Source organism: Actinoallomurus iriomotensis (genome assembly GCF_030269445.1).
Lineage (GTDB): Bacteria > Actinomycetota > Actinomycetes > Streptosporangiales > Streptosporangiaceae > Actinoallomurus > Actinoallomurus iriomotensis.
Window position 1 is genome coordinate 50631 of sequence record NZ_BSTJ01000015.1, and the last position, 25427, is coordinate 76057.

15 protein-coding genes and 1 pseudogene are annotated in these 25427 nt (G+C 64.0%); 10 read left to right on the forward strand and 6 right to left on the reverse strand.

Annotated elements, in window-relative coordinates; translation table 11 throughout:
- Nucleotides 1–12: 12 nt before the first annotated feature.
- Nucleotides 13–1308: a helix-turn-helix transcriptional regulator gene (locus QSK37_RS43910; RefSeq protein WP_285633684.1), complete on the reverse strand. Its 1296-nt coding sequence runs from the start codon at nt 1306–1308 to the stop codon at nt 13–15.
- Nucleotides 1309–1649: 341 nt separating this feature from the next.
- Here QSK37_RS43910 and QSK37_RS43915 point away from each other — a divergent pair, with 341 nt between their 5' ends.
- The 7 genes from QSK37_RS43915 (at nt 1650) to QSK37_RS43945 (ending at nt 8243) form a co-directional block, all read left to right on the forward strand.
- Nucleotides 1650–2681: a hypothetical protein gene (locus tag QSK37_RS43915; RefSeq protein WP_285633687.1), complete on the forward strand. Its 1032-nt coding sequence runs from the start codon at nt 1650–1652 to the stop codon at nt 2679–2681.
- Nucleotides 2681–3700 carry a thymidylate synthase gene (locus QSK37_RS43920; protein WP_285633689.1) on the forward strand — a complete coding sequence of 340 codons (1020 nt, stop codon included), beginning with the start codon at nt 2681–2683 and terminating at the stop codon, nt 3698–3700. The genes QSK37_RS43915 and QSK37_RS43920 overlap by 1 nt, the downstream gene beginning before the upstream one ends.
- Entirely contained in the window at nt 3697–4248 is a 552-nt protein-coding gene (locus tag QSK37_RS43925) for a nucleoside-diphosphate kinase (protein WP_285633691.1), read from the forward strand. Before QSK37_RS43920 ends, QSK37_RS43925 begins: the two co-directional genes overlap by 4 nt.
- Entirely contained in the window at nt 4245–5489 is a 1245-nt protein-coding gene (locus QSK37_RS43930) for a hypothetical protein (RefSeq protein ID WP_285633694.1), read from the forward strand. Before QSK37_RS43925 ends, QSK37_RS43930 begins: the two co-directional genes overlap by 4 nt.
- Nucleotides 5490–5535: 46 nt before the next feature.
- Nucleotides 5536–6189 carry a 3'-5' exonuclease gene (locus QSK37_RS43935; RefSeq protein WP_285633697.1) on the forward strand — a complete coding sequence of 218 codons (654 nt, stop codon included), beginning with the start codon at nt 5536–5538 and terminating at the stop codon, nt 6187–6189.
- A gap of 82 nt (nt 6190–6271) precedes the next feature.
- The gene (locus QSK37_RS43940; RefSeq protein WP_285633700.1) at nt 6272–7111 is read left to right on the forward strand and encodes a radical SAM protein; all 840 of its coding nucleotides are present in this window, start codon (nt 6272–6274) and stop codon (nt 7109–7111) included.
- 55 nt (nt 7112–7166) lie between these two features.
- Nucleotides 7167–8243 (forward strand): methyltransferase domain-containing protein, encoded by a 1077-nt coding sequence (locus QSK37_RS43945; protein ID WP_285633702.1) that lies wholly within the window; start codon nt 7167–7169, stop codon nt 8241–8243.
- Nucleotides 8244–8290: 47 nt separating this feature from the next.
- Here the strand turns inward: QSK37_RS43945 and QSK37_RS43950 are convergent, their stop codons facing one another.
- Nucleotides 8291–9523 carry a pentapeptide repeat-containing protein gene (locus QSK37_RS43950; RefSeq protein ID WP_285633705.1) on the reverse strand — a complete coding sequence of 411 codons (1233 nt, stop codon included), beginning with the start codon at nt 9521–9523 and terminating at the stop codon, nt 8291–8293.
- Nucleotides 9524–10432: 909 nt separating this feature from the next.
- On the opposite strand from QSK37_RS43950, the gene QSK37_RS43955 reads away from it, so the two are divergent.
- Nucleotides 10433–12505 (forward strand): tetratricopeptide repeat protein, encoded by a 2073-nt coding sequence (locus tag QSK37_RS43955; protein ID WP_285633708.1) that lies wholly within the window; start codon nt 10433–10435, stop codon nt 12503–12505.
- 864 nt (nt 12506–13369) lie between these two features.
- Here QSK37_RS43955 and QSK37_RS43960 read toward each other — a convergent pair.
- Nucleotides 13370–14608, reverse strand: coding sequence for a hypothetical protein (locus QSK37_RS43960; RefSeq protein ID WP_285633710.1), 1239 nt, complete (start codon nt 14606–14608; stop codon nt 13370–13372).
- A 409-nt stretch (nt 14609–15017) separates the two neighbouring features.
- Between QSK37_RS43960 and QSK37_RS43965 the strand changes: the two genes are divergently transcribed.
- Together QSK37_RS43965 and QSK37_RS43970 are read left to right on the forward strand one after the other, a co-directional pair.
- Nucleotides 15018–18185, forward strand: coding sequence for an AfsR/SARP family transcriptional regulator (locus QSK37_RS43965; protein ID WP_285633713.1), 3168 nt, complete (start codon nt 15018–15020; stop codon nt 18183–18185).
- Nucleotides 18186–18673: 488 nt separating this feature from the next.
- Nucleotides 18674–18817: pseudogene (locus QSK37_RS43970) on the forward strand (IS481 family transposase); the annotation flags it as partial.
- 21 nt (nt 18818–18838) lie between these two features.
- Here the strand turns inward: QSK37_RS43970 and QSK37_RS43975 are convergent.
- The 3 genes from QSK37_RS43975 to QSK37_RS43985 all read right to left on the reverse strand — a co-directional run bounded on the left by QSK37_RS43975 (nt 18839) and on the right by QSK37_RS43985 (nt 25379).
- Complete coding sequence (locus QSK37_RS43975; protein WP_285633716.1) at nt 18839–20005, reverse strand: HEPN/Toprim-associated domain-containing protein; 1167 nt, start codon at nt 20003–20005, stop codon at nt 18839–18841.
- A gap of 495 nt (nt 20006–20500) precedes the next feature.
- Nucleotides 20501–22123 carry a serine/threonine-protein kinase gene (locus QSK37_RS43980; protein ID WP_285633719.1) on the reverse strand — a complete coding sequence of 541 codons (1623 nt, stop codon included), beginning with the start codon at nt 22121–22123 and terminating at the stop codon, nt 20501–20503.
- A gap of 34 nt (nt 22124–22157) precedes the next feature.
- The gene (locus QSK37_RS43985) at nt 22158–25379 is read right to left on the reverse strand and encodes a type I restriction endonuclease subunit R (RefSeq protein ID WP_285633722.1); all 3222 of its coding nucleotides are present in this window, start codon (nt 25377–25379) and stop codon (nt 22158–22160) included.
- Between the last annotated feature and the right edge of the window lie 48 nt (nt 25380–25427).

Here is a 25427-nt window from a genome sequence, read left to right on the forward strand (position 1 = left end):
CTCTCTTCACCATCAGGCGGCCAGCGCGCGCGTGGCCGCGTCGAAACGGACGCAGAACTCCTCATTGGAGGCTTGTTCGGCCGCGGCGCGCAGCGGGCGCAGCTCGGCGAGCGAACGCGCCGACATCATCTGCCCACCGATCATCGCGGGCAGGATCGCGGCCCCTTCGCTGATGGCCAGACTGACATCGCCCTCGTTCAACAGCGCGTCGGCCAGCCGTGCGCGATAGAAGGCCTGGTCGCGTGCGGTTCGACCTTGGTCATCGAGCACCGTTCGGTAGAGCGTCACCGCCCGGCCGTCGGTCACCTGCCGCACGCGGCTGATCGCCTCGTACCCCGCGGCCTCGTATCCGGTGATCTCCGAATCGCTCACGTACAGGGCCCACGCGGGGTCAGTGGAATGGTCACCACGCTCGAGCTCCCGTCGAGCCGTGGTGATCTGCGTCCGGAACGCGGGTTCGTCTCCGAGTTCGGCGTACGCGAGCGCCCGCCGCAGGGCGATCAACGCGTGCAGACGTGCTGACGGTTCATGCCGCGCGACCTCGGCGGCCCGATCCGCGAACCGCAGCGACTCGCGCGCGATCCCCCGCCGCCCCGTCATCCGTGCCAGGTACGTCGACTGCTGGGCGAGGTCGGTGTACACGAGCATCGTCAACACGGTGTCGCCAGAGCTTCCGGCCAGCAGTTCCGCCTCGCCGTACAGCTGCCGAGCGAGCTTCTGGTCGTTCCCGTCGTAAGCCGCCCAGCCGGCCGCCTCGCCCAGCTCGGCCGTCACCGCCAGGAGCTGTCGGCCGACGCGGTCGGTGTAGTCGGACTCGTCCAGCATCGCCCGGGACCGTCTGTACTGCCGCAGTGTCTCCTCCAGCGCCGCGCCCCCGCCCGCGTTTTGATGGCGGCGGCGGATCTGCGCCAAACTGGCGCGCAGATGGCGGACGTGCCCTTCGTTGACTCGAGCAGGCACGGGGCTCGATGGCAAGGCCGCCCCGACGGTCAGAGCGGCTGCCATCGTGTTGAAAGACCGGCGATCCACCTCACGCCCTCCCGCAGATTCGTTGTCGTCCAGGACCGCACCGGGATCGCCGAGAATCAGCGGCAACAGGTTCTCGCGAGGCATCCCGACGGCGTCCGCGAACCGCAACAGCTCACGCACGTCATACAGCGTGTCCCGCCGGCCCCGTTCGATCAGGCTCACCGTCGACTGTGACCAGCCCTCGACGACGTTCGCGAGATCGAGCTGGGATAGACCGGTCGCGGCCCGCAGGATCGCCACCACGGCCCCGACATCAAGACGAGCCAGCGCCTGCCGCATCGGCTCTGAATCCCACAGCCACCTGGGAGCCGATATACCGACATCCCGCGACGCACGCAGACAGCTGGCACACAGTAAGTCCGAGCTGTACCTGCTCAAGGACGTCAAGCGACAAGACGGGCAGACCTGCTCACGGGCCATCCAGCGGCCCTCCATCTCAGCCGGCTTCCTCAACGACACGGTCTTACCGAAGCCACCGTAACCACGCCCCACGGCACGGGCTATTCCAATGTGTCATGCCCGCTACAAGCCGGTCCATGACAAACCGACGTTGGACGAACCCCGACCTCGCGCGAGCGTGTCGCCTGACAGCGTTCCTACGCCGACCAAGGAAGTGCGGCATGCGGATCGGCTTCAGCTTTTGGGGATTTCTCGGTTCGGGGATCATCGACACTCCTGATGGGGGGCGGTTTTGGCGTCGTCCGATCGTCGATGAGCTGATCGGGCTCGGGCACGAGGTCGTGCTTCTGCAGACCGATCGGGACCGTACGGAGGCCGGTCAGGCGTTGCCGTACCGCTGGCATGCGGGCTTCCCTGCGATAGACGTGCTGATGTGTGAGTGGCGGTGGCCGCTCCCTGGACGCAACACCACCCCATGCGGCTCGGTCGGTCACACCTGCGACCTGCATCGACAGGCCGACTTGATCACGAGTTACTCCAACGCAGGTGTGCCGACACTCATCTGGGACACCGACCGGCAACTGCCCACCGACGCGTCCCTGCGGCAGCTGCAGAACGTCCTCGTGTGCGAACCCGGCTTGGCGCCGCCACCGGGGAGCGTCTCTCTGCCTACCCCTGTGCCCGACCATCTTCTCGACGCGGCTGATCCTGCCGAATTAGCGGCGCGGACGCGGAGGCTGGCGCTGGCCTACGTGGGCAACCAGTACGACCGCGACGGCGACTTCGCCGCCTTCTTCGCACCGGCCGCCGCGCGCTTCCCGCACCAGGTCGCGGGAAAGTGGACCCAAACCAGTCGGTGGCCGTGGGTGAACTTCACCGGACGTTGCGCCTTCTCCCAGACCCGCGCCGTATATCTGACCGCCACCACGACCATCCTGCTCAACCGCCCCCGCTACTCCCGAGTCGGTCACGTCAGCCAGCGCCTTGGCGAGGCCGTGCTGGCCGGCTGTCTTCCGCTCACCCCGACCAGCCTCGCGTGCGCAGACGTCTACACGCCTTCTGCCCTCCATGTGGCCGACGGTGCCGAGACCGTCGAACGCATCACCTGGGCACAGCGGATCGCCGGCAGCCGCGAGCACGAGGAGCTGATCGAGGCCTGCCTGCTCCTTCTGGAGCCGTTCCGACTTTCGGCATGGGCGCGCCGGCTCACTCAACTCATGACGACCATCCCGACCGGATCGGAGCGCACCTGATGCACCCGCCCCGTTTCCCCGCCTTCACCGACGCCTACCGAGCCGTCCTGCACCAGCTCCACACCGGCGCCGAATACACCACCGCCTCCCGCGGCAACCACTCCCGCGAGTGCCTGAACATGGCCTTCACCCTCACCGACCCGCGCCGGCGCACCCCGTACCTGAAGGCCCGTAGGCCCAACATCGTCTTCAACTACGCCGAAGCGTTGTGGTACCTGTCCGGCCGCGATGACCTGGCGATGATCGGCTACTACGCGCCCCGCCTGCGCTCCCTCTCACGCGACGGACTCCGCCTCACCGGCACCGCGTACGGACCACGGCTGTTCCGTTTCCCCGGCACCGACCGGCCCAGCCAGTGGGGACAGATCGTCGACCTGCTACGGCACGACCCGGATTCCAAGCGGGCCGTCATAACCGTCATGCGACCAGACGAACTCACCGATCCCGCCAACCCGGATGTGGCCTGCACCCTGTCCTTGCAGTTCCTGCTTCGGGACGGCCGCCTGCACCTGGTGGTCGGTATGCGCGGTAACGACGCGATGATCGGGCTGGTCTGCGACGTATTCTCCTTCACCCTCATCCAGGAGTTCACCGCCGTCCAGCTCGGTGCCCAGCTCGGCACCTACACGCACCAGGTGGCCTCGATGCACGTCAACGAGCCAGACCTGGCGCGCATGGACGAGATCCTGGCCGAGCCCGCACTCAATGATCCGTTCCCCGGCTCTCCCATGCCTGCCGACACCTCCTGGGACACGATCAGGCACGTCCTACGGTGGGAGTCCGAGCTCCGCACGAACCGGCGCCGCTTCGATCCTGAGGCCCGTCCGCCAGCCCCAGCGAGCTTGTACTGGCGCCAGATCTTACTGCTGTTCGAGGTGTACCGGCAGATCATCCACCAGCCCGGCGAACCGATTGAGGCCGCGACGCTCGACGCCCTCACTCCCGCACACCGCTGGCTGGTGACCCAGCGCTGGCCCACCCGAGCCGGCGCCGAGCCCACCGAGAGCACGATCCGATGACGGCGCCAGCAACGCCACGAAACACGACACCTTTCGGTGTCGTCGACTGGGCGCAATGGACGGTGATCCTGCTCAAGCCCGACTGCCTTCGCCGCGGACTCGCCGACGCCGTGCTCCAACGGGTCGGCCGCGTGGTCACCGTCTCGGCCGTCCGCAGTCTCATCCCGACGGAGGCGCAGGTCTTCGCCCACTACGACGACATGCTTCCACCCGAGGTCTCCCGCACTTTAGGACTCGACGTCCCCGCTGAGCTGCGCCGCATCTTCGTCGATAACCAGGTCATCGTCGCCCTCGGTCACGGTCATCAGGCCGCCGACCGACTCAGAGCGGTCCTGGGCGGCACCGATCCCTCCCTCGCCGATCCGGACAGCATCCGCGGCCATTTCAGGGCCGACAACCTGGCCACGGCCCGAGCCGAGGGACGGCTGATCGACAACCTGATCCACACCTCCGACCACACCGGCGTCGTCGAACGCGACTTCACGATCTGGTACGGCGCCGCGAACCGGCACCTGCTCATCCCCACCACCGAACGGAGCCCGCAATGACCGATATCCCCACCGGACCCCGCACACTCGCGTTAATGCCCGCCGACCAGCGCGCGGCGCTGGATCCGTACATGGCGCAGATCATCACCTACCGCAAGTCCGGGCTGTCGCTGAATCACATCATCGGCTGCCCACTGGACTGCGGCTACTGCGTCCGCCACTTCTGGGGCGACTTCGAACACAAGACACCCCACCTGCTATGCCCCACCGACCAAGCGATCGACATGCTCCTCGGCCACCAGACGTTCCGCCCGTCGATCACGCCGATCCAGCTGTTCAACAAGGCCACCGACCCATTCCTGCCCGGCGTCAAACCCCACCTGTTCCACATCCTGCAAGCCCTGGACGACCGCGGCCTGGACAACCTGGTCCTGATCATCACCCGCTTCCGCGTGACGGCCGCCGACATGGCCAAGCTGGAAGAACTCCGACACCTTCGCGTCACGCTCCTGTTCACCTACTCCGGCATCACCGACGCCCGCGTCGAGCCGATCGCCAAGAGCACCGTCACCGTCTCCTCCCTCGCCACCGCCTGCGAGCACAAAAGCCGGACCAAGGTGGTGCTGTACTGGCGGCCGATCGTGCCCGGCTGGAACGACGCCCCCGAGACCATGCGCCGTGTCCTCGACGTCGGTGACGCCGCCGACGCGATCGTGTTCACCGGCTACTACCACAAGCCTGAAAACGCCGCCTACCTGCGCGCCCAAGGCGTCGAGTTGCCGTATGACGACGCCGACTTCCACCGCCGCAAGACCATGCCCGCCGAGCTGGACGCTCGCGTCATCGACGCCTGGCGCGCCTCCGGGACCAGCACACCGCTGTTCCGTAAGACATCCTGCGGCGTCTCTTACGCCCACGACCAGCCGGATTACAACGGCCACTGGGGAGTCCGCGAGCTGTGCGACATCTGCCCCGTCGCCCAGCAGAACCTGTGCGCAGCCGACCACCGGGCACCCAGCCCCTCAGAGTTCGAACAAGTCCTGGACGGACTCGGCTACTCCAGCCTCTATCTCATCGACGCCGAGGGCGGCCATGTCTGGACCCACGGACTCGGCGAACAGCGGCGCTACCCCATCCAGCACACCCTCCGGTACCAAATCTGGGAACTGGACCAACCGCACTACCTGCACGCCCACGGCCGTTCTCTCACCGGCCACGGCCCAACCGACGAAGAACGACAACACCTCGCCGCGATACGCGAGCGCTTCACCACCACAACACGCTTTGATGAAGACGACTGATCCCAGACGACTGACCCCTAACCCATGATTCGAAAGGCGGGCGGCCGTGGCTGACGATGCCTTGTGGACGCACGCGCCCCTGGTCGCACTCGACCTGGAAGGCACAGGGGCACAAGACCGCGACGACGAGGCCATCCTGGAGATTGCCCTCGTCCCCATCACCGCCGGCCGCCCGTCGATCAACGACGCCTACACGACCCTCATAGATCCCGGCAGACGCATTCAACAGCGTCCGTGGATCTCACCCGGGCTGACCAACGCAACGCTCGCCGCCGCACCGCCCCTCTCTCATGTCGAACCCATGCTCCGCCAACACTCGAACGCCAAGATCCTCGTCGGACACAACGTCGCCGTGGACTGGCGACTGCTGCACCGCCGCTGCCCGAGCATCCGCCCCGTCGGCCTGATCGACACACTGCGCCTCGCCCGCCACCTCCACCCAGCCCTACGGGAGAAAAGCCTCGCCGCGCTGGTCGAACGCTATGCACTCACCGAACACGTCACCGGCCTGGCACCCGCCAGCCGCCCACACCGCGCCCTATGGGACGCCACCGCGGCAGCTGTCCTACTCACTGCGCTGGTTAACGATCTACCCAACAGCACGGCTCTCACGTTGAACGAGCTACGACACCTGTCTGGGCTTCCTATGCAAGACAAAACCTCGCCACCCGACACAGCCCCGCAACTCCCCCTGTTGTAACAGCACCGACCGCAGACATCCGCCTATGGGTCTGTCCAACGTTCGGCTCTGTCTCACTTACGGTGGTGACGGAGCCGAAGGTGTGTGTTGGACAGACCGTGCCCTGGCCCCCGTCACATTCCTCGAATTAGAGGTCACCACGAAGTGCCAACTGCGCTGCCTGCACTGCTACTCCAACAGCGGCCCCAGCGGTGATGCCGGCAGCATGACCGTCCCCGGCTGGAAACGCGTCATCACCGAAGCCGCCGCGGCTGGCATCGAAACCGTCCAGTTCATCGGCGGCGAGCCCACCATGTACGAGCGCCTCGACGAACTCGTCCGTCACGCGCTGGCTTTCGGCCTGAAGGTCGACGTCTACTCCAACCTCGTCCACGTCAGCGAAACGAGGTGGCGGCTGTTCGCGCAGCCCGGCGTCTCGCTCGGCGTCTCCTGGTATGCGGCGGACGCGAAGACTCACGCCCAGATCACTGGCACCCAGGGCAGCTACTGGCGCACCCGGGAGAACATCGTCGAGGCGCTGCTCCGCAAGATCCCGATCCGTGTCGGCATCGTCGAGGTCGTCGACGGCCAGGACGTCGACGAAGCCGAACGTGAGGTACGCGGCCTCGGCGTCACCGACGTCGCCGTCGACCACGCCCGCGCGGTCGGCCGGACCGCTCACGGACGCCCGACCACTCTGGAGGATCTGTGCGGGCGGTGCGGGGACGGCCGCGCCGCGATCTCCGGCCATGGCGCCGTGTCCCCTTGTGTCCTCGGTCGGCACCTGGTCGCCGGCAACGTCAAGGACGTGCCGCTCGCGAACGTCCTGTCCGGTGGCCGCTGGAGTGAGATCGTGGGCTCGATCCCGCGCCGGGATGGCTGCGTGACCTGCACCCCGGCGGACTCCAACGATTGCGATCCGAGCAGGAAGCCCACCTCGTGAACTGGCAAGAACACGCTGACCGCCTCGCGGCGCAGGTCGTCCATCCTGCGTCGCGGTGGAGGCCGATCATCGCCTGCCTGCCGCGCCACGTCTTCGTTCCCGCTGGTGGGAGTGGACATCCGGCGACCGGTGGGCGCTGCGTGACGGCTCGGCCGACCACGACGCGTGGATGGAGAATGTCTACGCGAACCGGTCGCTGGTCACCCAGGTCGCCGGCCACCACGCCGACCATGCCGAGCTCGGCGAGACCCGCTCGGGACGGCCGACGTCATCCTCGACCATGGCCAGCTTGGTCATTCGCATGCAGCGGCATGCGATGCTCAACGAGGGCATGGACGTCCTGGAGGTCGGCACCGGCTCCGGTTACGGCACCGCGACCCTGGCCACCCGCCTCGGCGACCGGCACGTCACCAGCATCGACGTGGACGAATACCTGACCAAGGCGGCAGCTGAGCGGCTCGAAACGATCGGCCTGCACCCGCAGGTCACGGCGGTCGACGCCACAGGCCCCGTACCCGGCACCCATGACCGGATCGTCTCCACCGTCGCCGTACGGCCGATCCCAGCGAGCTGGCTGACCGCGCTGCGCCCCGGCGGCCGGCTCGTCACCAGCCTCATCGATATCCCCGTGATCCTCACCGCGGACAAGACCGACGATGGTGGTGCCGAGGGCGTCATCGAATGGGACCGGGCAGGATACATGCACATCCGCACCGGCCCGGACTATCCGCCCGGCCTGGATGAGCAGTTCGCAAGGGTGGAGAACGCGGACGGCGACGAGGTGAGAGCCGGCCGGTACCCGGTGATCAACGTCGAGCAGGCGTGGGAGGTACAGGCCATGCTGGCGATCACCGTGCCCGGCATTGCTCACCGCTATAACGAGGCCGATGGGGCACGGACGGCGTGGATGGTCCACGCCGACGGGTCGTGGGCACGCGCCACCGCCCACGGCACGGACACACCGGTCGTGTCCCAGGGCGGCCCTCGTCGGCTGTGGGACATCTTCGACGAGCTCCGCGACTACTGGCTCAACCACGGCTACTTCCAGGTCTATGGAGCACGTGTCAAGGTCGCCCCCGACGGTGTCATTCATCTGCGACGCGGGCGCTGGGAGGCCACGATCACCAAATGACACGAGCACCATGGCAGCCGCCCGTCTTCGCGCCGCGGCTCGGTACATCAAGTGCTGCCGCTGGGACAGATGTAGCCATCGGGCCAGCTGGTACCGGGGCTATGGACTGTGTCAGTCAGGATTGCACGGGTCAGATTTGCCCCCGTCAGGTGAACGTCGCTCAGATTCGCGCCGGTCAAGTCAGCGCCGGTCAGATTCGCGCCGGTCAAGTCAGCGCCGGTCAAGTCAGCGCGGATCAGCTTCGCACTGCTGAGGTTCGCGTGGGATAGGTTCGCCTCAGGCAGCTTTGCGTCGGTCAGGTCCGCGCCATGCAGGTCCGCGCGAGGCAGATCCCCGCCGGACAGGTCCGCCCCGGTTAGGTTTGCCTCGGATACGAGGACGCTGCTTAGCTTCGCGCCAGCCAGGTTCGCGCCCGTAAGGTCGGCGTTAGGCATGTCAGTTCGGAAGCCCGTCACGTCTTTAAGGCATGCGCCGGCCAGATTCGCATCACCGAGCGCTACCTGGGTGAGATCCGCACGGGTCAGGTCAGCTCCAGCCAGATCGCGCCCGATTAAGCGCGTGTTGGTCAGGTTCGCGTCAGCTAGTGTCACCGCGCCGAGAAGCGTATTCGCCAGGCGCGCGTCCTTCAGGTTTGTCTGGGACAGATCTGCCTGCCACAGATTCGTACCGCTTAGGTCTGCGTCAGCGAGGTTCGCACCGGACAGATCGGCGCCCGGCAGGTTCATGCCCGTTAGGTTTGTTCCAAACAGATTGATGTGGCGAGTGTCGTTTCTTCTGTTACGGCGGGTGATGACGGTGACCGCCGCTTGTACGTCCATAGTCGGTGAATCCTGTGTCGAGGACTCGGCTTGCTGGTACGAGTGCTGGCGTACGAACGTCGCCAATACCTCCATGACCGTGGGATGGTCACGAGTAGAGTCAGCGGCGATGCGCTCCAACGCGTAGATTCCGCCGATGCGGATCTCGAGTGTGCCGGAGCCAAGTTGCTCGATGGCCTTGGTGTAACGCTCCGTCACCTGCCCCTGCTCGGCAAGTTCGGTCGTCCGCTGTGCCGCCTCGACGCTATGCTGCAGCGTTCTGCGTGCTGTGTCGGCGTTGCGTGCGGTGTAATACACCGCGACCAGCGCGGCCAATCCGGTTGTCACCGCAAGCGCCCGCCCACGTACAGCATCGAGGGCGTCCGCGAGATCCTTACCCTGGAGACCACGCACGCCGTCGACGTGTCGCAGAACCCAGCCGGCGCCAGGGCCGAGCGTCCAGACCGCAGCTGCGGCGACCATGATTGCACCACTGAGAGCGGCGTGCCTCAGCGGTGGACGTAACACGGCGCGGGTCAACGTTCGCCGTAGCACAGACAGAATTTGCGGCATAGGCGAAGCTTACGAACTCGAAGGCTTCGCGGCTCTTGAAAGCGGATGCCACCATTCATCGCTCGCAGGCATCAGACGAAGGACTGTGGGGGGGCCACGACGCCGGCAGCTAGCCAGCCCCCTGGCGAGCCCTCCACTACGGACTGCCATCACCTTGGCGCTCGTCTCCCCATGCGGACATGGACGGGCTGACCCCTCCGCGGTCACCCATCAAGGGAGCGCCGTCGGATCTTGCGCCTGAGCCCTATTCACAGTAAATGATCATTCGATGATTTCAGCGTTTATACGGATCACTGACATAAGCGTCATAGTCACAAGGGTGGCGGGATCTCGCTGTAACTCGTCGTACCCTCGGGGGAGACGGACAGGGATTGCCACACCGCGACGCGATCGACCGAAATCAGTGGTTTCGGATTTCCGCTACCCGTACCCCCGCGTGCCACCGTACATGCCTAGGCGGCCCCGCCGTCCAGGTTTTTCCGACCGCAGGTACCCGCTGGTTTGTTAGGCAAGGCGTCCGGACACATGTGCAGTGGATCTTAGGGGGTCCAGTCCGGCTCAATATCAGCGGACGGAAGGACCTGCTACTCGCGGCGCCTGTAGGGGTTGCGTGGACGAAGATGCTGTATGAGGTTGGTCCTGTCACGCAATTCCACTGTGGGAGTGCTGAGCATTGGCCGGTGGCGAGGAGGAGCCTTCGGAGTACTGGGGGCCTGACAACGCGGTCCAGACAGTAGGTCCGAAGGCAGACGAGGTGAGCGGCGACGTCGTACGGCCATGCGTACACACCAGGCAAATCCAGGGGGGCTCCGGATCACTATGACCACGTCGACGCCACAGCCGGTGCCCGTCCAGCTGCCGTCTTCGGGATTTTTCGCGAATCGCAGAGCCGAGTTGAACCGACTACAAGAACTCGCTGATTCCTCTGCGTCCTCCCAGGCGCTCCAGATAATCGTGGTCACAGGGCCTGGCGGAGTCGGGAAGACGACACTAGTGTTGCAATGGCTCCATCAGATTCGCGATAAGTACGACGCGGGACAATTGTTCGTGGACCTGCGAGGGTTTTCCGGGGATAGACCCATGGCGGTTAGCGAGCCGCTCGAACGCTTCCTGCGTGGGCTTGGGGTTAATGCAGATAATATGCCGACGGACGTAGAGGAGCAGGCAGCGCTGTTCCGTTCTTTGACGGCCAACCGCAGATTAATCGTATTTTTGGATAATGCCGTATCGGCGGCTCAGGTGCGCCCTTTGCTTCCTGGCTCCGGGTCCGCACTGGTCGTCGTGACCACGCGGGGCCGGCTGTCCGGGCTGGTCACGGATGGCGCTGTTTTCTTGGATGTGCGCCCGCTCGACGATGCAGGTGCGCTCGAACTGCTGGAAGGCATGATCGGTGCAGAGCGGGTTAGGTCTGAGCCTGATCATGCCACTTCACTCGCAGCCCTATGCGGCCGGCTGCCGCTGGCGCTATGTGCCTCGGGGGCTCGCCTGGCTGTACGGCACAGGTGGCCGATCGCACGTGCCGTTCGGGAGTTGTCCGATGAGACACGCAGGCTCTCTGCGCTACGTACGGAAGAGGGTGATATGTCTGTTCAGGCAGTGTTCAACGCCTCCTATCGCGCCCTTGAGGATGAGGGTGTACGCCGCATGTACCGCATGCTGGGGCTGGTTCCCGGAACCGATTTCGGCGTGCCTCTCGCGGCAGCGATATCGGATGTCGAGGAGGAGACGGCGGCGGACCATCTGGATACGCTCGTCGGCGCCAACCTGCTCCAGGAAACAGGACACGAGCGGTACGGCTTTCATGACCTAGTGCGGCTGCACGCGCGTGACAGAGCCCATGAGGAGGGATCCCTGCGAGAACGTCAGGGGGCCATCGAGCGGCTCTTCGACTGGTATCTGGCTATGTCGGCAGTCGCCGACCTGACGGTGCTGCCTGGACGATGGCGTCTCGGCACGTACTATTCTGCGGGACACCGTGAGCGTCTCCGTCGGGTCGCGGTGTTCCAGGGTGGTGAGGCTGCGCTGGAGTGGCTCGAGGCGGAGCGAGCTAATCTAGCCGCGCTGATTGAGCACGCGTACCAGCATGGTATCCACGATGCGGCTTGGCAGATCTGCGAGGCAATGTGGCCGCTATTCCTACTACACAAGCATTACAACCTTTGGCTTCGAACGCATCAGATCGGCCTCGATGCGGCACGTGCTTGCCGGAATCAGAAGGCCGAGGCGCGGATGCTCGTTTCCCTCGGCTATGCGCATCTGAGCCTCGGCGACTACGAAGCCGCCGTGCGTGAGTGCGCCGAGGCCCTGCGCATCGACGAAGAGACCGGCCACTTGCTCGGGCAGGCTTCCGCGCTGGAGTACCTCGGCATCGCCGCACTGCGAACCAATCACCCGGAGCCAGCCATCGCGTACTTCGCGCGGGCTCGCGCGATCGATGAGCAGGTGGATCACCCTCGGGGGGTCGCGATGATGCGCCGGCATTTGGGAGACGCGCATGCCCAGGCCGGCCGGTACGCCGCGGCCATCGAGGAGTTCGCTCACGCGCTGAGTTTCTTTGCCGAACACCATGAGCCGTATCACGAGGCTCGTACTCTCACCCGGCTCGGCAACGCTTATCTGCACGCCAACAGCTTCGATAGAGCGGAAGATGCGCTGGGTTCAGCGCTGGGCATCGCTGGGCAGACCGGAGCTCGGCATGAGGAGGCCGCAGTGCACGTCACCCTCGCAGATCTCGCGGCACGGCGAGGCGATCAGGAGACCGAACGCTCGCACCTCGATCGGGCGGTGGAGATATTCGATGAGCTCGGTGTGGCGCAGGCGGAAGAGATCAGGCGTCGGCTCGACTCGATCTCAACATCGACAAACGATCCGGACGCCACACCGTCACGCTGACTCGTCTCGAGGGTGATCAGGCTCCCGCCTCCCGCACCTCCCACATGGGGAACCACTCCTGCCCTGGATCGGCCATGGCTACCCGTACGCCACGTTCCGTGCCACGGCCCGCAGAGCAGACGGTGAGGGCCGCGTGGTGGAGGGCCATGAACGACTCGCCTGCGGCCAGCCATGCATGTACCGCTGAGGTGTAGCGCCAGAGATCTTCCTCTCTCCACGCGCCCGCGAACAGCGGTTCGAGCTTGGCGACATTCCCGTACCTGGTCCCGATGATGGCGCCTACGCCTTCTCGGAGCTGCGGCCAGGCGCTGGTCGGTTCAGGGGCCTTAGGGGCCCGTATGAACTTGCGGTCAGGTGGACGCGTTGCGGCGCTGGGCCGGCATTTCGGCCAGCGGCAGGACGATACTGTCTCACCCGTTACTGGTTCGTTGACTGTCAGCGCGGCTACGAGACAGCCAGGGAAACGTGCGAATACGTCGAAGATTGCGTGCGGATGCGGGTCTACCTGTGAACTCAGGATTACATCAGAAGCCATCAGCCAGGACGAGTCCGTCTCGTCGGCTCCCGCCAACAGGTGCTCGTCGGCCGGCTTGGGCCATACGGGCCGGTCGTGGCGTGGCGAGGGGTGAACTCGCATGTCGGAGTGGGTGCCCGCTCGGTCGCCGCTCGGGACCAGTATGCGATGCAGCAGGAACCTCATGTTCTCAGGCCGCAGTGTGCGAGGCCTTAGGTCGACGATAGCCGCGTGGTGGCGTTCGAGTGCACGTGCTACTTCAGCGGACGCGGATCCTGATGCCCTCATGTGCGGCGCGGAAGATGATCGTGCGGGCAGGTACCATGCCCGCACGATCGAGGTAAGGGCCATTAGGCGGCCCACCCGATGCCACGCTGGATGGGACGTGGGGGTGGCAGCGGCTCGATTCGCGGCGGCCGCTCTGGTTCCGGCAGACGCATCAGCCGATACATTTCCCGCCGCAAAATAAGTGCCGAGCCGCCGGGCCGGGAGCTGATGGCGTTTCTCAGTGCGGCGTAGGTCTCTTTGTTGTAGGCATGCACGGTCTTCTCGAGTTGAGGTAGGAGAGGTTGTTCAGGGTCGAGCCGGGGAGCGATAGCGCCGAGGCGGGCAACGTGCGAGCCAGGAACGACGTCATCTTCTGGGAAGGCCGCAAGCAGCGTTGGAACTCCGATAGCCGCGCCGTAGTAGGTCGCCGAACCGTGATCTCCGATGATCCAGTCTGCAGCGATCAGAGCGGCCCTGTATCCCTCCTCTGGCGGCAGTAGTCTCAGCCCGTGGCGCAGAGCCTCGTCTAGCCATGAGATCACTTGTCTTCGCCCGTGGAAGGCCCAGACATTAGGGTGCAACGCGGCGGCGACCCGGTATTCACGCGGCAGCTCGGCTGGGGCCCGTGATAGCAGACCGAGATGTTCACCCAGCAGGGACTGCTCGCGGCAGGTGGATGTGATGAATACGAGTTTTTGGCCTGGGTGAACCCCGAGCGCCCTTCGGTAGGCCTCGCGTAGGCCCTTGCTGGCCACCAGCCGATCCAGACAAGGATCGCCGCCGACGATTGCGACCGGCAGTGCCTCAGGGCACTCGCGCTCGAGCACCTGCAGGTGCCGCGTGTGCGCTAGAACGATCGCGGATGGAACGACACGTCCTCCTACGATCAGCCGCTCCCGCATCATGCCGGCGACCGGCCGAGACGCATGTGGACCCGACCCCACGGCGCGGATCAGCAGCTTGCTCGGGCCCGCGCCGTGCTGCAGTGTCATGACCGGGGCATGTAGGTGTTCCAACATGCCGTCGGCCGCCGCAACAGCGAGGTCGAACGACGTTCGGGTTGCTTGGTGCCACGGCAATACCAAACCGCCTAGTCCCCTCAGGTACTCCCCCAACCCCCCGTCGAAGATCGAACGCGGCGCCGCCGTGTAGGCAACCTGAATCCTCCGATCGCTCTCCAGCAGAGGCATCACGTCGGCAAGACGTGTGCCCGAAGTTACGTGATGAGCGACCACGAGTACGCGGCGCTCCGGCCGGATTGTCGCGCCCTGGTCCAGATCAAATCCGAACGGCCCCCGGGCCCACTGTTCACAGCCCGTCATGATGTCCCCCAGCGAGACCCCGTGCCACTACCGTCGACGTGGCGCCCGCGGACGTAGTCACGCCCCGGCACCGAGAATGCTCCGCGAGGCCATCGCGGCTAGCACGAACCAATGCGAATCTTCGTTCGAGAGTGGCAGCCGGAAGGCCTGCCAGAAGATCGGACATCGTCGTACCCGAGCCCCCTTGTGGTCTTTAAGACGACCGTTCCCGTTACCGGACCTGACCGATAACCTCGGCACCTCGAGACTGCGCCACTGACCTTGATAAGCACCTCGACATATACCTTGACGAAAGCTTGAGGGGTCCGGCCGATCTTCCTCACCGGCCCATACCGGCCAGCATCATTTGACCTTGAGTCCTCGTAGTTCAGCTCAGGCGGGGAACGATTAGGTCGACATAAGGGTGATCATGAAGGCACCGATGAGATTCGTCATTCTAGGCCCTGTCGAGCTTCGATCCGGGGGGACGCAGCACAACATCGGGACGGCGAAAGAGCGCTGCCTGCTCTCGATCTTCCTTCTGAATCCGGGGCAGGTGATACCCGCCCAAGTGCTGATCGACTGTATCTGGGGCAACGATCAGCACCAGCGGGCACGGGATAACCTCTACACCTACCTGTCACGCCTGCGACATCGTCTGCAAATGATCAGCGACGATGTGGTACTCACAACATCGCGGACCAGCGGGTATTCGCTTCAGGTCGAGCCGGAGACCGTGGACTATCACCGTTTCAAGCTTTTACAGAGGCAGGCACGGGCGATGACGGACAGCGGCGAGGATGAGTACGCGCTTCAGTTGCTTCGAGAGGCGGCGAGCCTGCGTATGGGTGAGCCGTTGGCGAACCTCAGTGGTGACTGGGCTGAGCGGACTCGGGCGAAGATCAACGACGAACTGTTAGGCGCGACGCTCGAACGCATAGAAATCGAGCTACGCCTCGGCAGCCACACTGAGCTCATTAGTGAGCTTCATAGTCTAGTCCAAGCCCACCCATTGCACGAGCGGCTCATCGGCCATCTCCTCGTGGCGCTTTATCGGTCCGGTCGGCAGGCAGAGGCCCTTGAGGTCTACCATCAAGCGACCCATCGGATGAACGAAGAATATGGCACGGACATCACCGCAGAGCTTCGCGAACTGCATGAACGTATCCTGCACGGTGACCGCTCTTTACTGGCCACACCGCGAAGCCAACCGACGGATCTGCGTCCACGCAGCAGTCTCCCATTCGATCTTCGATTCGTGGTCGGCCGGCGGGCCGATATTGAGGAGCTATCCGCCGCCGTACTCTCTTCGAGCGGATCCGATACGGACACGGCGCGACCGGCGACAGTGCTGGCTATCGACGGCATGCCGGGGGTCGGGAAGACTGCCCTGAGCATCCACCTAGCTCACCTCCTCGCCTCCCAATACCCTGACGGACAGTTCTTTCTCGATCTGCGAACGTATGACGATGCCCGCCGTCCCGCATTGGACGCCAGTGCAGCGTTGGACAGACTCTTGCGAATGCTCGGGGTCTCTCACCGACGCATCCCGGCCAGCGTTGACGATCGCGCCGAGCTCTGGCGGACGGAGCTGTCCGGCCGCCGCGTGTTACTCGTTCTCGACGATGCCGCAAGCCACGAACAAGTCCGGCCGCTGCTTCCCGGCGCTCTAGGCTGCTTGGCGATCGTGACGAGCCGACACCGCCTCGCCGGGCTTGACGACGTACGATCGCGGTCACTGGACGTACTCTCACCTGCAGACGCTGCGAGCTTGTTCACCCATATCGTCGGACCAGGCCGGTCGATGAACGACCACGACGTCGATGCCATCGTACGAATCTGTGGTCATCTACCGATGGCCATCCAGCTTGTCGCCAACCGGTTCCGGCACCGCCCGGCATGGAGCATCGCGGATCTGGCCCGCAGACTCGCCCAAGATAACCAACGGCTCGCCGAGATCAGAGCAGAGAACCGCGAGATCACTGCCGCATTCGAAGGCTCCTTCCGCGAACTCGAACCAGACCTTCAAACGGCATTCCGACTGCTCGGCCTCCACCCTGGCCCCCATCTGACCCCAGACATCGCGGCAGCCGCGATCAGCGCAGATCGGATTTCAGCGGAACGATTATTGGAAGATCTACAAGACCGACACCTAATCGAGGAAACGATTACCGGCCACTTCCAATTTCATAACCTAATTCGAGACTACGCCCGCCACCTCGCAGAACGCGATGAAACCGAGGCTAATCGCCAGGTAGCCATCCAACGGATTATCGACTACTTCCTACACACAGCCGAGCACGCCGACCGCATCTTGTACCCCCACCGTCATCGCATCGACACTGAAACAAACGTTCCGAAATCCGCGTTGCTGCCGAGAAACTCAGACGATGCGCGAGAATGGCTGGAATCCGAGCTACCGAATTTGCTCGCGGTCACGAATCATGCTGCGGCCCACGGCTGGACGACACACGCTGCACAACTCTCTTCCGCTCTCGCCGAGCGTCTGGAAAGCGGCGGACATTGGGAGATTGCCATATCACTTCACGAGCAGGCCGTCGCCGTGTGGCGAGAGAAGGAGGATCAGGAAAAGACTGCAGAAGCACTGGCAGATCTAAGTCTGGTTCAGTTCCGCCGTGGCGAGTACCTTGCCGCGGCGGAATGTGCAAGCGAGTCCCTAGAGACGTACCGTTCTTTAGGAAATCGTCGTCGCGAGGCTGCAATATGCGATCACCTCAGCCTCATCCATTGGCAACAAGCACGACTCGAGCATGCCATTGCCTACTCTCAGAGGGCGCTGACCATCTACTGCTCGTTGAGTGATCAGCAAGGACAAGCGCGTTGCCTGGACCACACCGCTATCTTTCTCGATCACCTCGGCCGGTATCGTGATGCGATAGAGACACGAAGAAAGGCATTGGCGATCTATTCTACCATCGGGGATCTCTACGGGCGACGAATGGCCCTCAACAACATGGGGCATCTCCAGATTATCCTCGGACAGGTCGACTCGGCCCTGGAATGTTTCCAGCAAGCCGCATCAGGACCAGAGCTGGGACGGCAACATGAGGCCATCTGGCAGAACAACATGGCCGATGTGTACCGACTTACTGAGCGCTACGACGAAGCCCTCGCTGGCTACCGAGCCGCTCTGCACGCCTTTCGGGATATCGGCGATAGAAGAAGCGAGAGTGAAACCCTTATCGGAATCGCCTCAACCTTCGTCGCCATGGGCCAACTCGACGAAGCGCTCGCTCACGCCGAGCGAGGAATCGCCATAGCCCAGGAAATAGGCGAGCGACACGAGGAGACACGGGCGCTTCGGTGCGCTGGCGAGGTGTTACTACGCTCCGGACGGCACACCGCCGCAATGGCGTACCTCCGACGCTCACTCAGACTCGCCGACGCCCTGAAGGTACCGTTCGAACGCGCCATGGGGCACGAAGACATGGGCTACGCATGCCTAGGCGCCGGCGAGAAGAACGAAGCCAGGAAACACTGGAAGCACGCTTTGCGGATATTTAGACGGCTGGATCTGCCGGATACACAGAGAATTCGGGCATATTTGTCGAGCATGGACAAACCCATACAAAGGTAGACACCTGTACGGTCCCGCCATGTCGCCCACCACTAGTCAACTGAAGACCCTCCGGTATCATGTCCTCGACAGCACTGCTACCGGCCCCCCAACAGGGTAGAGAGTCCAATAACCAATGAAGAACTGGCTACTCGTTGCCAGCATAGCGCTTTGCGCGCCGTGGAGTCTGGCGCCCGGCCATGTACACAGCGCCTCCGGCGCAACGGAAAATGTTATAGCAGCGCCGAACGCAGCCGAAGGATCGCTTATCTATATGACCTGAGCGCTGGCGCTTAGCGCCAGCTTCCCCGGAGCGAGTTGGTTGAGTCGTCCGACCCAACCAACTCGCTTTCCTTTATAAAAATACACTCGAATATTTTATAACTGCAAGGATATTGCGCCGCTCGGAACACACTTAATGTCTCCTCCGGAGTCGCCTGTGGCCAGCAACCTTCCAGGCATAACGTCTCTTATGCATGAAATACCGAGACGAGTCGCAAGAGCTGCCGATCGCGCACCTGCGGTGGAGGCAGCGGCTTGGACCGGTCCAGATCGCCGGGCGCCTGAGCACGCCAGCCTCCACGGTGCACGCAGTGCTGAGACGGTACCGGCTGAACCGCCCGTCTCACATCGACTGGGCCACCGGTGAACCTGGGGCACCTCACCCATTCACGTCAGTCGAAGGCGTGGACGATGGTCTCGATGATGGCGTGGACGCCGCTCCAGTCCATTGCCGATGTGTCGAGCTGCTGGCGTGCGGATTCGACCTTAGCCTCGAACGCAGCTTGAACTCTTTGTTTGTCCTGCTTGCTGAGGACGCCGTGGTACTTGCCCACCTTGTGTTCGTAGTTGTTCCACTCAACCGGAGCAAGCTCCCCATCAATGGTGAGCACATCACGCCCGAGGTACATCTCCAGGGCACCTGCACGGCCGTTCACATCGGCCAGCATCGTCGTTTGCGAGTAAGGCCCCAGGGTGGGGTAATTCCGCAGGAGGTCAAGATCGGGGTAGTGCCGAATCCGGCAGGTATCTGGGAGCGCCTTGTCCTTCTTGATCTTGTCCAGGGCTGTGTGTGCTGCGGCGTCGTTGTCAGCGATGGCCACGAACCGGTTCGCGACGCCCGCAGCGATGAACGAATAGGCCGTTCTGGCGAGTGCGCTGGCACTGGGCTCCGCCGGGGCTCTTCCGAAGTCGATGAAGTTGATGAAACCGATGAGATGGGGATGGGTGATTTCCATGGCCATGGATAGCAGGCGGGAGTCGGCGCTCCCTTCGGTGAGCACAATCAGCGGGGCGTTGTCCGAAACGCTTTGCAGCTGTGCGTCACGGGCCTGCTTGGCGATCGTGTTGCGGGGGCTGAGTTCCACGCAGCATCCCGTGAGCTCGCTGAGATCCAGCATGATCAAGGTCTCCTCAGGGACCAGATCGAGCAGCAGCCTTAGGAGGCTGCGGTGGTCAAGGTGCCAAAGAAGATCATGTCGTTCGTGAAAGCTGCCGAGCTCGTCTTCGCTGGTGAGAACTTTCCGGTATCCGTCGATCAGTTCGTCCGCAGTGCATGGCGGGCCAAGCTCCGGATCAGGGTCCTCATGCCACTTCGCAACGGCCCCTTCCAGGTCCGCCCGTGCGCTGGCGGCGGTGAAGCCCCGCAGCTGTAGTCGTTGGCGCATCTGCAAAGCGGTTGCCCGATAGCCGTACCCGAAGTCGTCCCAGTTGGTCTCAACCCCGGCGGCGTTCTGGTGCCGATCCACCTCGGTGAACAGCGCGGCGAGATCCGAGGAGTAGCCGTCCCTGGCGAAGAAGAAGCAGGATCTCCCGATGCGTAGAAAAGAATGATGCCCCACGGAAAAAGGATCCCACTTCGGTCAAGATCATAGGTGTTGCTTGGATATATTGACGGTGCCGCCAACCATGTCAGGGGAGGCCGGAACGCCGAGATGGATCGCGGTCCGGCCGGCGGCTGAGCGTGTGGGGCCGGAATCAGCAGCACCTGCTCCATGCTCTGCACCAGTTCGAAGCCTTCTACAACCACCGCCGACGTCACCAACGCATCTCCACGCCCGCTGATGCACTCCGCTGCCCCGCCGATCAGCAACCCCACGAGATCACCCACCTGGACGTACGACGACACCAACGCCTCGGTGGAATCCTTAACGAGTACCAGAGTGCCACGTGACCTGCATGGATGGGATTTTCGGCAGGGACACTGCTGCCAGGCAGCCTTGAGGACCGCCGATGAACTCAGCTGGTACGGATGATGCCGACCGGCAAGTGGGGACCAGAGCTCGGCCTCGGAGCACCGCCCGAGCCGTCGGAGATGCCGACGGCATCGCACCGTATCAGTCGGTGAGCCGATGGAGCCTGGCTAGGAAGCCATCGATTTCCGCGAGCCCCGAAGCTTGAGGGCCTCGGAAGCGACTCATCGCATCGCGGAGGACGACCGCGGCGGCATGCGCCTGAGTGAACCGTTCAGCCCCGGCTTCCAAGCGCATGATCTGCGCGAGTGCGTCGAGATGCCGATCGACAGCTCCCTCGTCATGTTCATCCGGCTCGTGCCGTACATAGGCGCTGAAAGCGGCAAGGGCAGCCGTGGACTCGCCTACCTCCATGCGGCACTGCGCCGCGTAGTACCGGCACTCCTGAACCAACGCGTCGCCGGCGTCGTATCGATCGCTCAGCGTCGCACCGACCTGTTCGAAGAGCGCAGCGGCATCACGAAAGGATCCGCCCAGGTAGTACACATGGGCAAGCGATAGGCTCAAATCCTCCGCCATGGTGTCGTGTACGGCCCGCGTCAGTGCGTCGCTGAGCAGGTCTGCAGCCTGGGTGAACTGACCCCCTTCAGCCAACTTCGCCGCACGGTCGACCATCTCGTCGAATTCGTCAGCGGCGAGTGGGCTGCTCGTGGCATGAGGCTGTGCAGAGGCGAAGGAGTCTGCTTGGGCGAGGTGGGTCCTCCAACCACCGAAGGGCCGGGTGAACGGTCGGCAAGGGTCCAGGTCACGGCCATCCGATGCCAGCAGTGGCAGGGTGCCGGCAGGGGTGCCTTTGAGTGCATGAGGGAGGAGTGCCTCGTAAACGGCCGGCGCGGCGGGCCGCTGCTCGGACTCCTTCGCCAACATGCCGAGCAGTAGTTGCTCGATCTCTTTTGGGACATCGGGACGCAGTGCCCTGACAGACGGGGGTTCGGTGTGCACATGGTGCCAGAGATAGGACCGGTCATCCGAGGCAGTGAAGGGCGTGCGTCCAGTGAGCATTTCGTAAAGCACACAGGCGAGAGCGTAGATGTCCGCGGTTGGGCTGACTGTGTTGGCAAGACACTGCTCGGGTGAGATATATGCGGGGGTTCCGACCGTCATGCCCTCTTGCGTGAGATGAGGGTGCGTCCCAGCGCCGAGGAGGGCGGCGACACCGAAATCGAGTACCTTGACCACTCCGCCGGGGGTGAGCATCAGGTTCGCTGGCTTGATGTCTCGGTGCACGATGCCCCGCCGGTGGACCTCGTCCAGGACGGAGGCGATCTGTGCACCGATGGCTGCTGCCCACGTGAGCGGTAGTGGCTCGTAGTCGTAGTCCGTGTCCCAAATTAAGGTCGAGATCTCACGTCCCTTCAGCAGTTGCATGACGATGTACAGCTGACCGGTCTGATCATCGACGCCCGTGTCGTAGACCGCTGGGATTCCGGGATGGTCGTGGAGATCGGCGGTGGTGCGGACCTCCCGCAGAAAGCGCTGACGCCTGGTCTCCAGCGCCTCATCTTGTCCCGCCCGCCCGGCCGCGAACTGAGAGGAGGATTCTGCGCCGCGCATCAGCTTGACCGCTACGCGCCGATCCAACCGCTCGTCGTACGCCTGCCAGACGTCGCTCATACCGCCAGAGCCGATCGGCTCCTTGAACCGGTAGCGGCCAGCGAGCACTCTCGCTGGCTCCACGCCGTCCTGCGTCGGCCCCACGTCGCCCATCCGCTTCTCTGTGCTGCACTGATGCGTGACAAGGCTATGGTGCCTGATGTTCCGTACGCGTGTGTGTGCCGCTTTTGAGCTGGGCAGCGCGCTCGGCAGTAGCCCGCCGGTCGGCCTCCCGCCGCGCCGGGCGACGGATGAGGTTGTAGGACTGGGCCGTCGCCACCTTCTTGAACAGGCGATTGACGTTGTCGTCGTCGAAGTAGCGGACCATCAGAGCGTCGTTGGACTGCGCCTGCCGAATGACGAAGCCGTCCATGTCCTTGGCGAGTTCGCGGCCGTAGGTCTCTGAGTCTTGGGCCAGGGCAAGCTTCTGCATGTCCGGGTCCTCGGCAATGGTCATGACGAGCTGGCCGAGCAGGATCTGGTCCGCCGTGGTGAGTCCCGCGCCGTGCTCCTCATTCAGCTCATCGATGATCTCCATGAGAGACCGTTCCTCGACCTCGGGTCCGGAGCCCGCCGCCTCCGGCACCAGCCCGGGCAGTATCTGGGCACCGGCAGCTTCCAGCTTCAGTTCCGGGGCGCCCGTCTGCTGCACCCGCATGTGGCTGGGCACCGTCTCGCCTATGTCGGCGGCGGCCGTTCCGATCCGGCGGGGCAGCCGCCTCAGCAGGAACCGCCCGTACTGGAAGAGCCGTTCGAGCTCTGGACTCTCGAAGCCGATTACATGCGACAGCCAGCCGTATGCCTTGACATACGACTCCAGAGCTCGCCGGAACTCCTCGGCCTTGTCCGGCTCCTGGGCAGCCAGCGCGTTAAAGCGGTCCACGGCCGGAGCGGTGTAGTGGTACAGCTTGGCGTGCGCCTTCTTGACCTGCTCCTCACTCGCCCGGCCGCCGTCGAGGGCCTCGAAGTACGCCTTGACGAGGGCGTCCATCTCGGACTCGACGAGCAGCTGGTAGGCCATGACCTCGTCCTGCCGGTCGAAGAGCAGGTTGGGATCGGTAATCTCGGTCAGCGACGCCTCGTAGTACTTCTGGAAAGCTTCCAAGATCACTTCGGGCTTGTTTGCGAAGTCTAGAACGAATAGATCCTCCTGAGACTTGAGCGGATGGGTGCGGTTCAGCCGGGACAGGGTCTGCACGGCGGCGACGCCGGCCAAGGGCTTGTCGACATACATCGTCGTCAGCAGCGGTTGGTCGAAGCCGGTCTGGTATTTCTCGGCAACGACCAGGATGCGGTACTCCGGTTTGGGCACGGTCGGGGTGCTCGGGTCATCTGCGCGTACGTAGTCGAAGCGGCTGGGCAGCTCCTTCTCTGGGAAGCCATTGAGCTTGGACTCGGTGTACTCGATGTCGTCGACTTTGACCGCACCGGAAAAGGCCACGAGCGTGCCGCAGTCTGTCAGGCTGCGCTCCTCGATGTGACTGCGTATGGCCTGGTAGAGACGTACGGCGTGTTCGCGGCTGGGGGTGACCACCATGGCTTTGGCTCGCCCGCCGAGCTTGGCTGCGGTGTGAGAGCGGAAGTGGTCCATGATGATCTTTGCCCGGGAGGCCATGGAGGCGTCTGAAAGCAGGGCCGCGCGCACCAGTTTGGCGCGGGCTTTGCGCGGGTCGACCTGCCGCTCGGCCTCCTCGGCCGCTGCCTGCTGCAGTTTGAAGTACGTGGCGTAGGTGGCGTACGTGCCCAAGACGTCGAGGATGAAGCCTTCCTCGATGGCCTGGCGCATTGAGTACACATGGAATGGTGCGTACTCGTCGCTGTCGGGAACCGGGACGCCGAAGAGGTGGAGTGTCTTGGTTTTGGGCGTGGCGGTGAATGCGAAGAACGACATGTTCGGCTGCTGGCCGCGCGCCAAGGCCTCAGCGGTCAGCGGGTCTCCGTCCTCGTCGACGGTATGTGCGCCAAGGGCCTTTTTCAGCGCGGCCGAGCCGTCGCCGCCCTGGGAGGAGTGTGCCTCGTCGATGATCACGGCGTAGCGCAAGGTGCCGAGCCCACCGACCTTCTTCAGGACGTATGGGAACTTCTGGAGCGTGGTGATCACAATACGAGCCGTGGATCCAGTGAGTGCCTCGGCGAGCTGGGTAGAGTCCTCGTCGATCCGCTGCACCACGCCAGGGGTGTGGGTGAACTGATGGATGGTGTCTTGGAGTTGTTTGTCCAGGACACGGCGGTCGGTGATGACGATGACTTTGTCGAACACCGGCTCGTTGGTGCCCAACCCCTTGGCACGGGCAACCGCTCCCAGATGCGCCGGATCCTCAGGGGTGTGCAGGGAGGACAGCCGGTGCGCCAACCAAGCGATGGTGTTGGACTTGCCAGAACCCGCCGAGTGCTGGACCAGGTAGTTCTCCCCGGCGCCGTGCTGAGCCGCGTGTGCGGTGAGTTGTCGCACGGCGTGCCACTGGTGGAACCGGGGGAAGATCAGCGGCTGAGTGTGTGCGCTTCCCGGACGGTACGAGGGGGCCTTGCCGGCCTTCGCCTGTGCGTCCTCGATGTGCAAGAAGCGCTCAAGTAGTTCCAGCCAGTTGTCTCGCGCCCAGATCTGTTCCCACAGGTATGACACCGGGTAGGTGCTGTCGGTCTCGGCGCGGCTGGGGTTCCCCGCGCCACCAATCCGGCCCGGTCCGCCGGAACCCATGTTGAACGGCAGGAAACGCGTCTTCGTCCCGGCCAGTCGGGTAGTGAGGAACGCCAGCGTCGGATCGATGGCGAAGTGTACGAGGGTGCGCTTGGCGAAAAACAGCTCCTTCCCGTCGCGGTCCGTGCGGTATTGGCGGATCGCGTCTTCGACGGTTTGCGGGTGCTCGGTGGTGTGGTTCTTCAGCTCGGCGGAGGCCAGCGGCAGGCCGTTTAGGAAGAAGGCCATGTCGACGGACTTGGCCGGTGTCTTCGCGGAGTAGTGGAACTGCCGTATGACGGTGAGCCTGTTGGCGTTGTAGTTGTCGAGGGCCCCGAGTGCGAGAGTGTGCGCAGGCCGGAAGTACGCCAGCTTGAACTTGACCCGCTGGTCGACGACGCCGTGGCGGAGCACATCGAGTACGCCGCGAGAGTCGATCTGCTGGGCAATCCGCTTGGCAAACCGCTGGATCGAGACCTCTTCGCTGACGCCGTACTCCGCTTGGAGCCGCAACCAGGCGTCGTTCTGCGTTGCGTCGAGGAAAACGGCGAGCTCAGAGGTGTCGATGCCAAGCTCGTGGTTGTAGGTGTTGGCCAGCCCCCGCTCCCAGCCGTGCGCGAGAAGGCTGTGCTCGACCGCGATTTCAAAGGCAGCCTCGTTGTCAACGCGGCGCGGGGTTGGGGTCGGGGCCACGACAGGTGTCTCCTTAGGGCGGCGGAGCGGGGGCAAGGGACCAGTAGG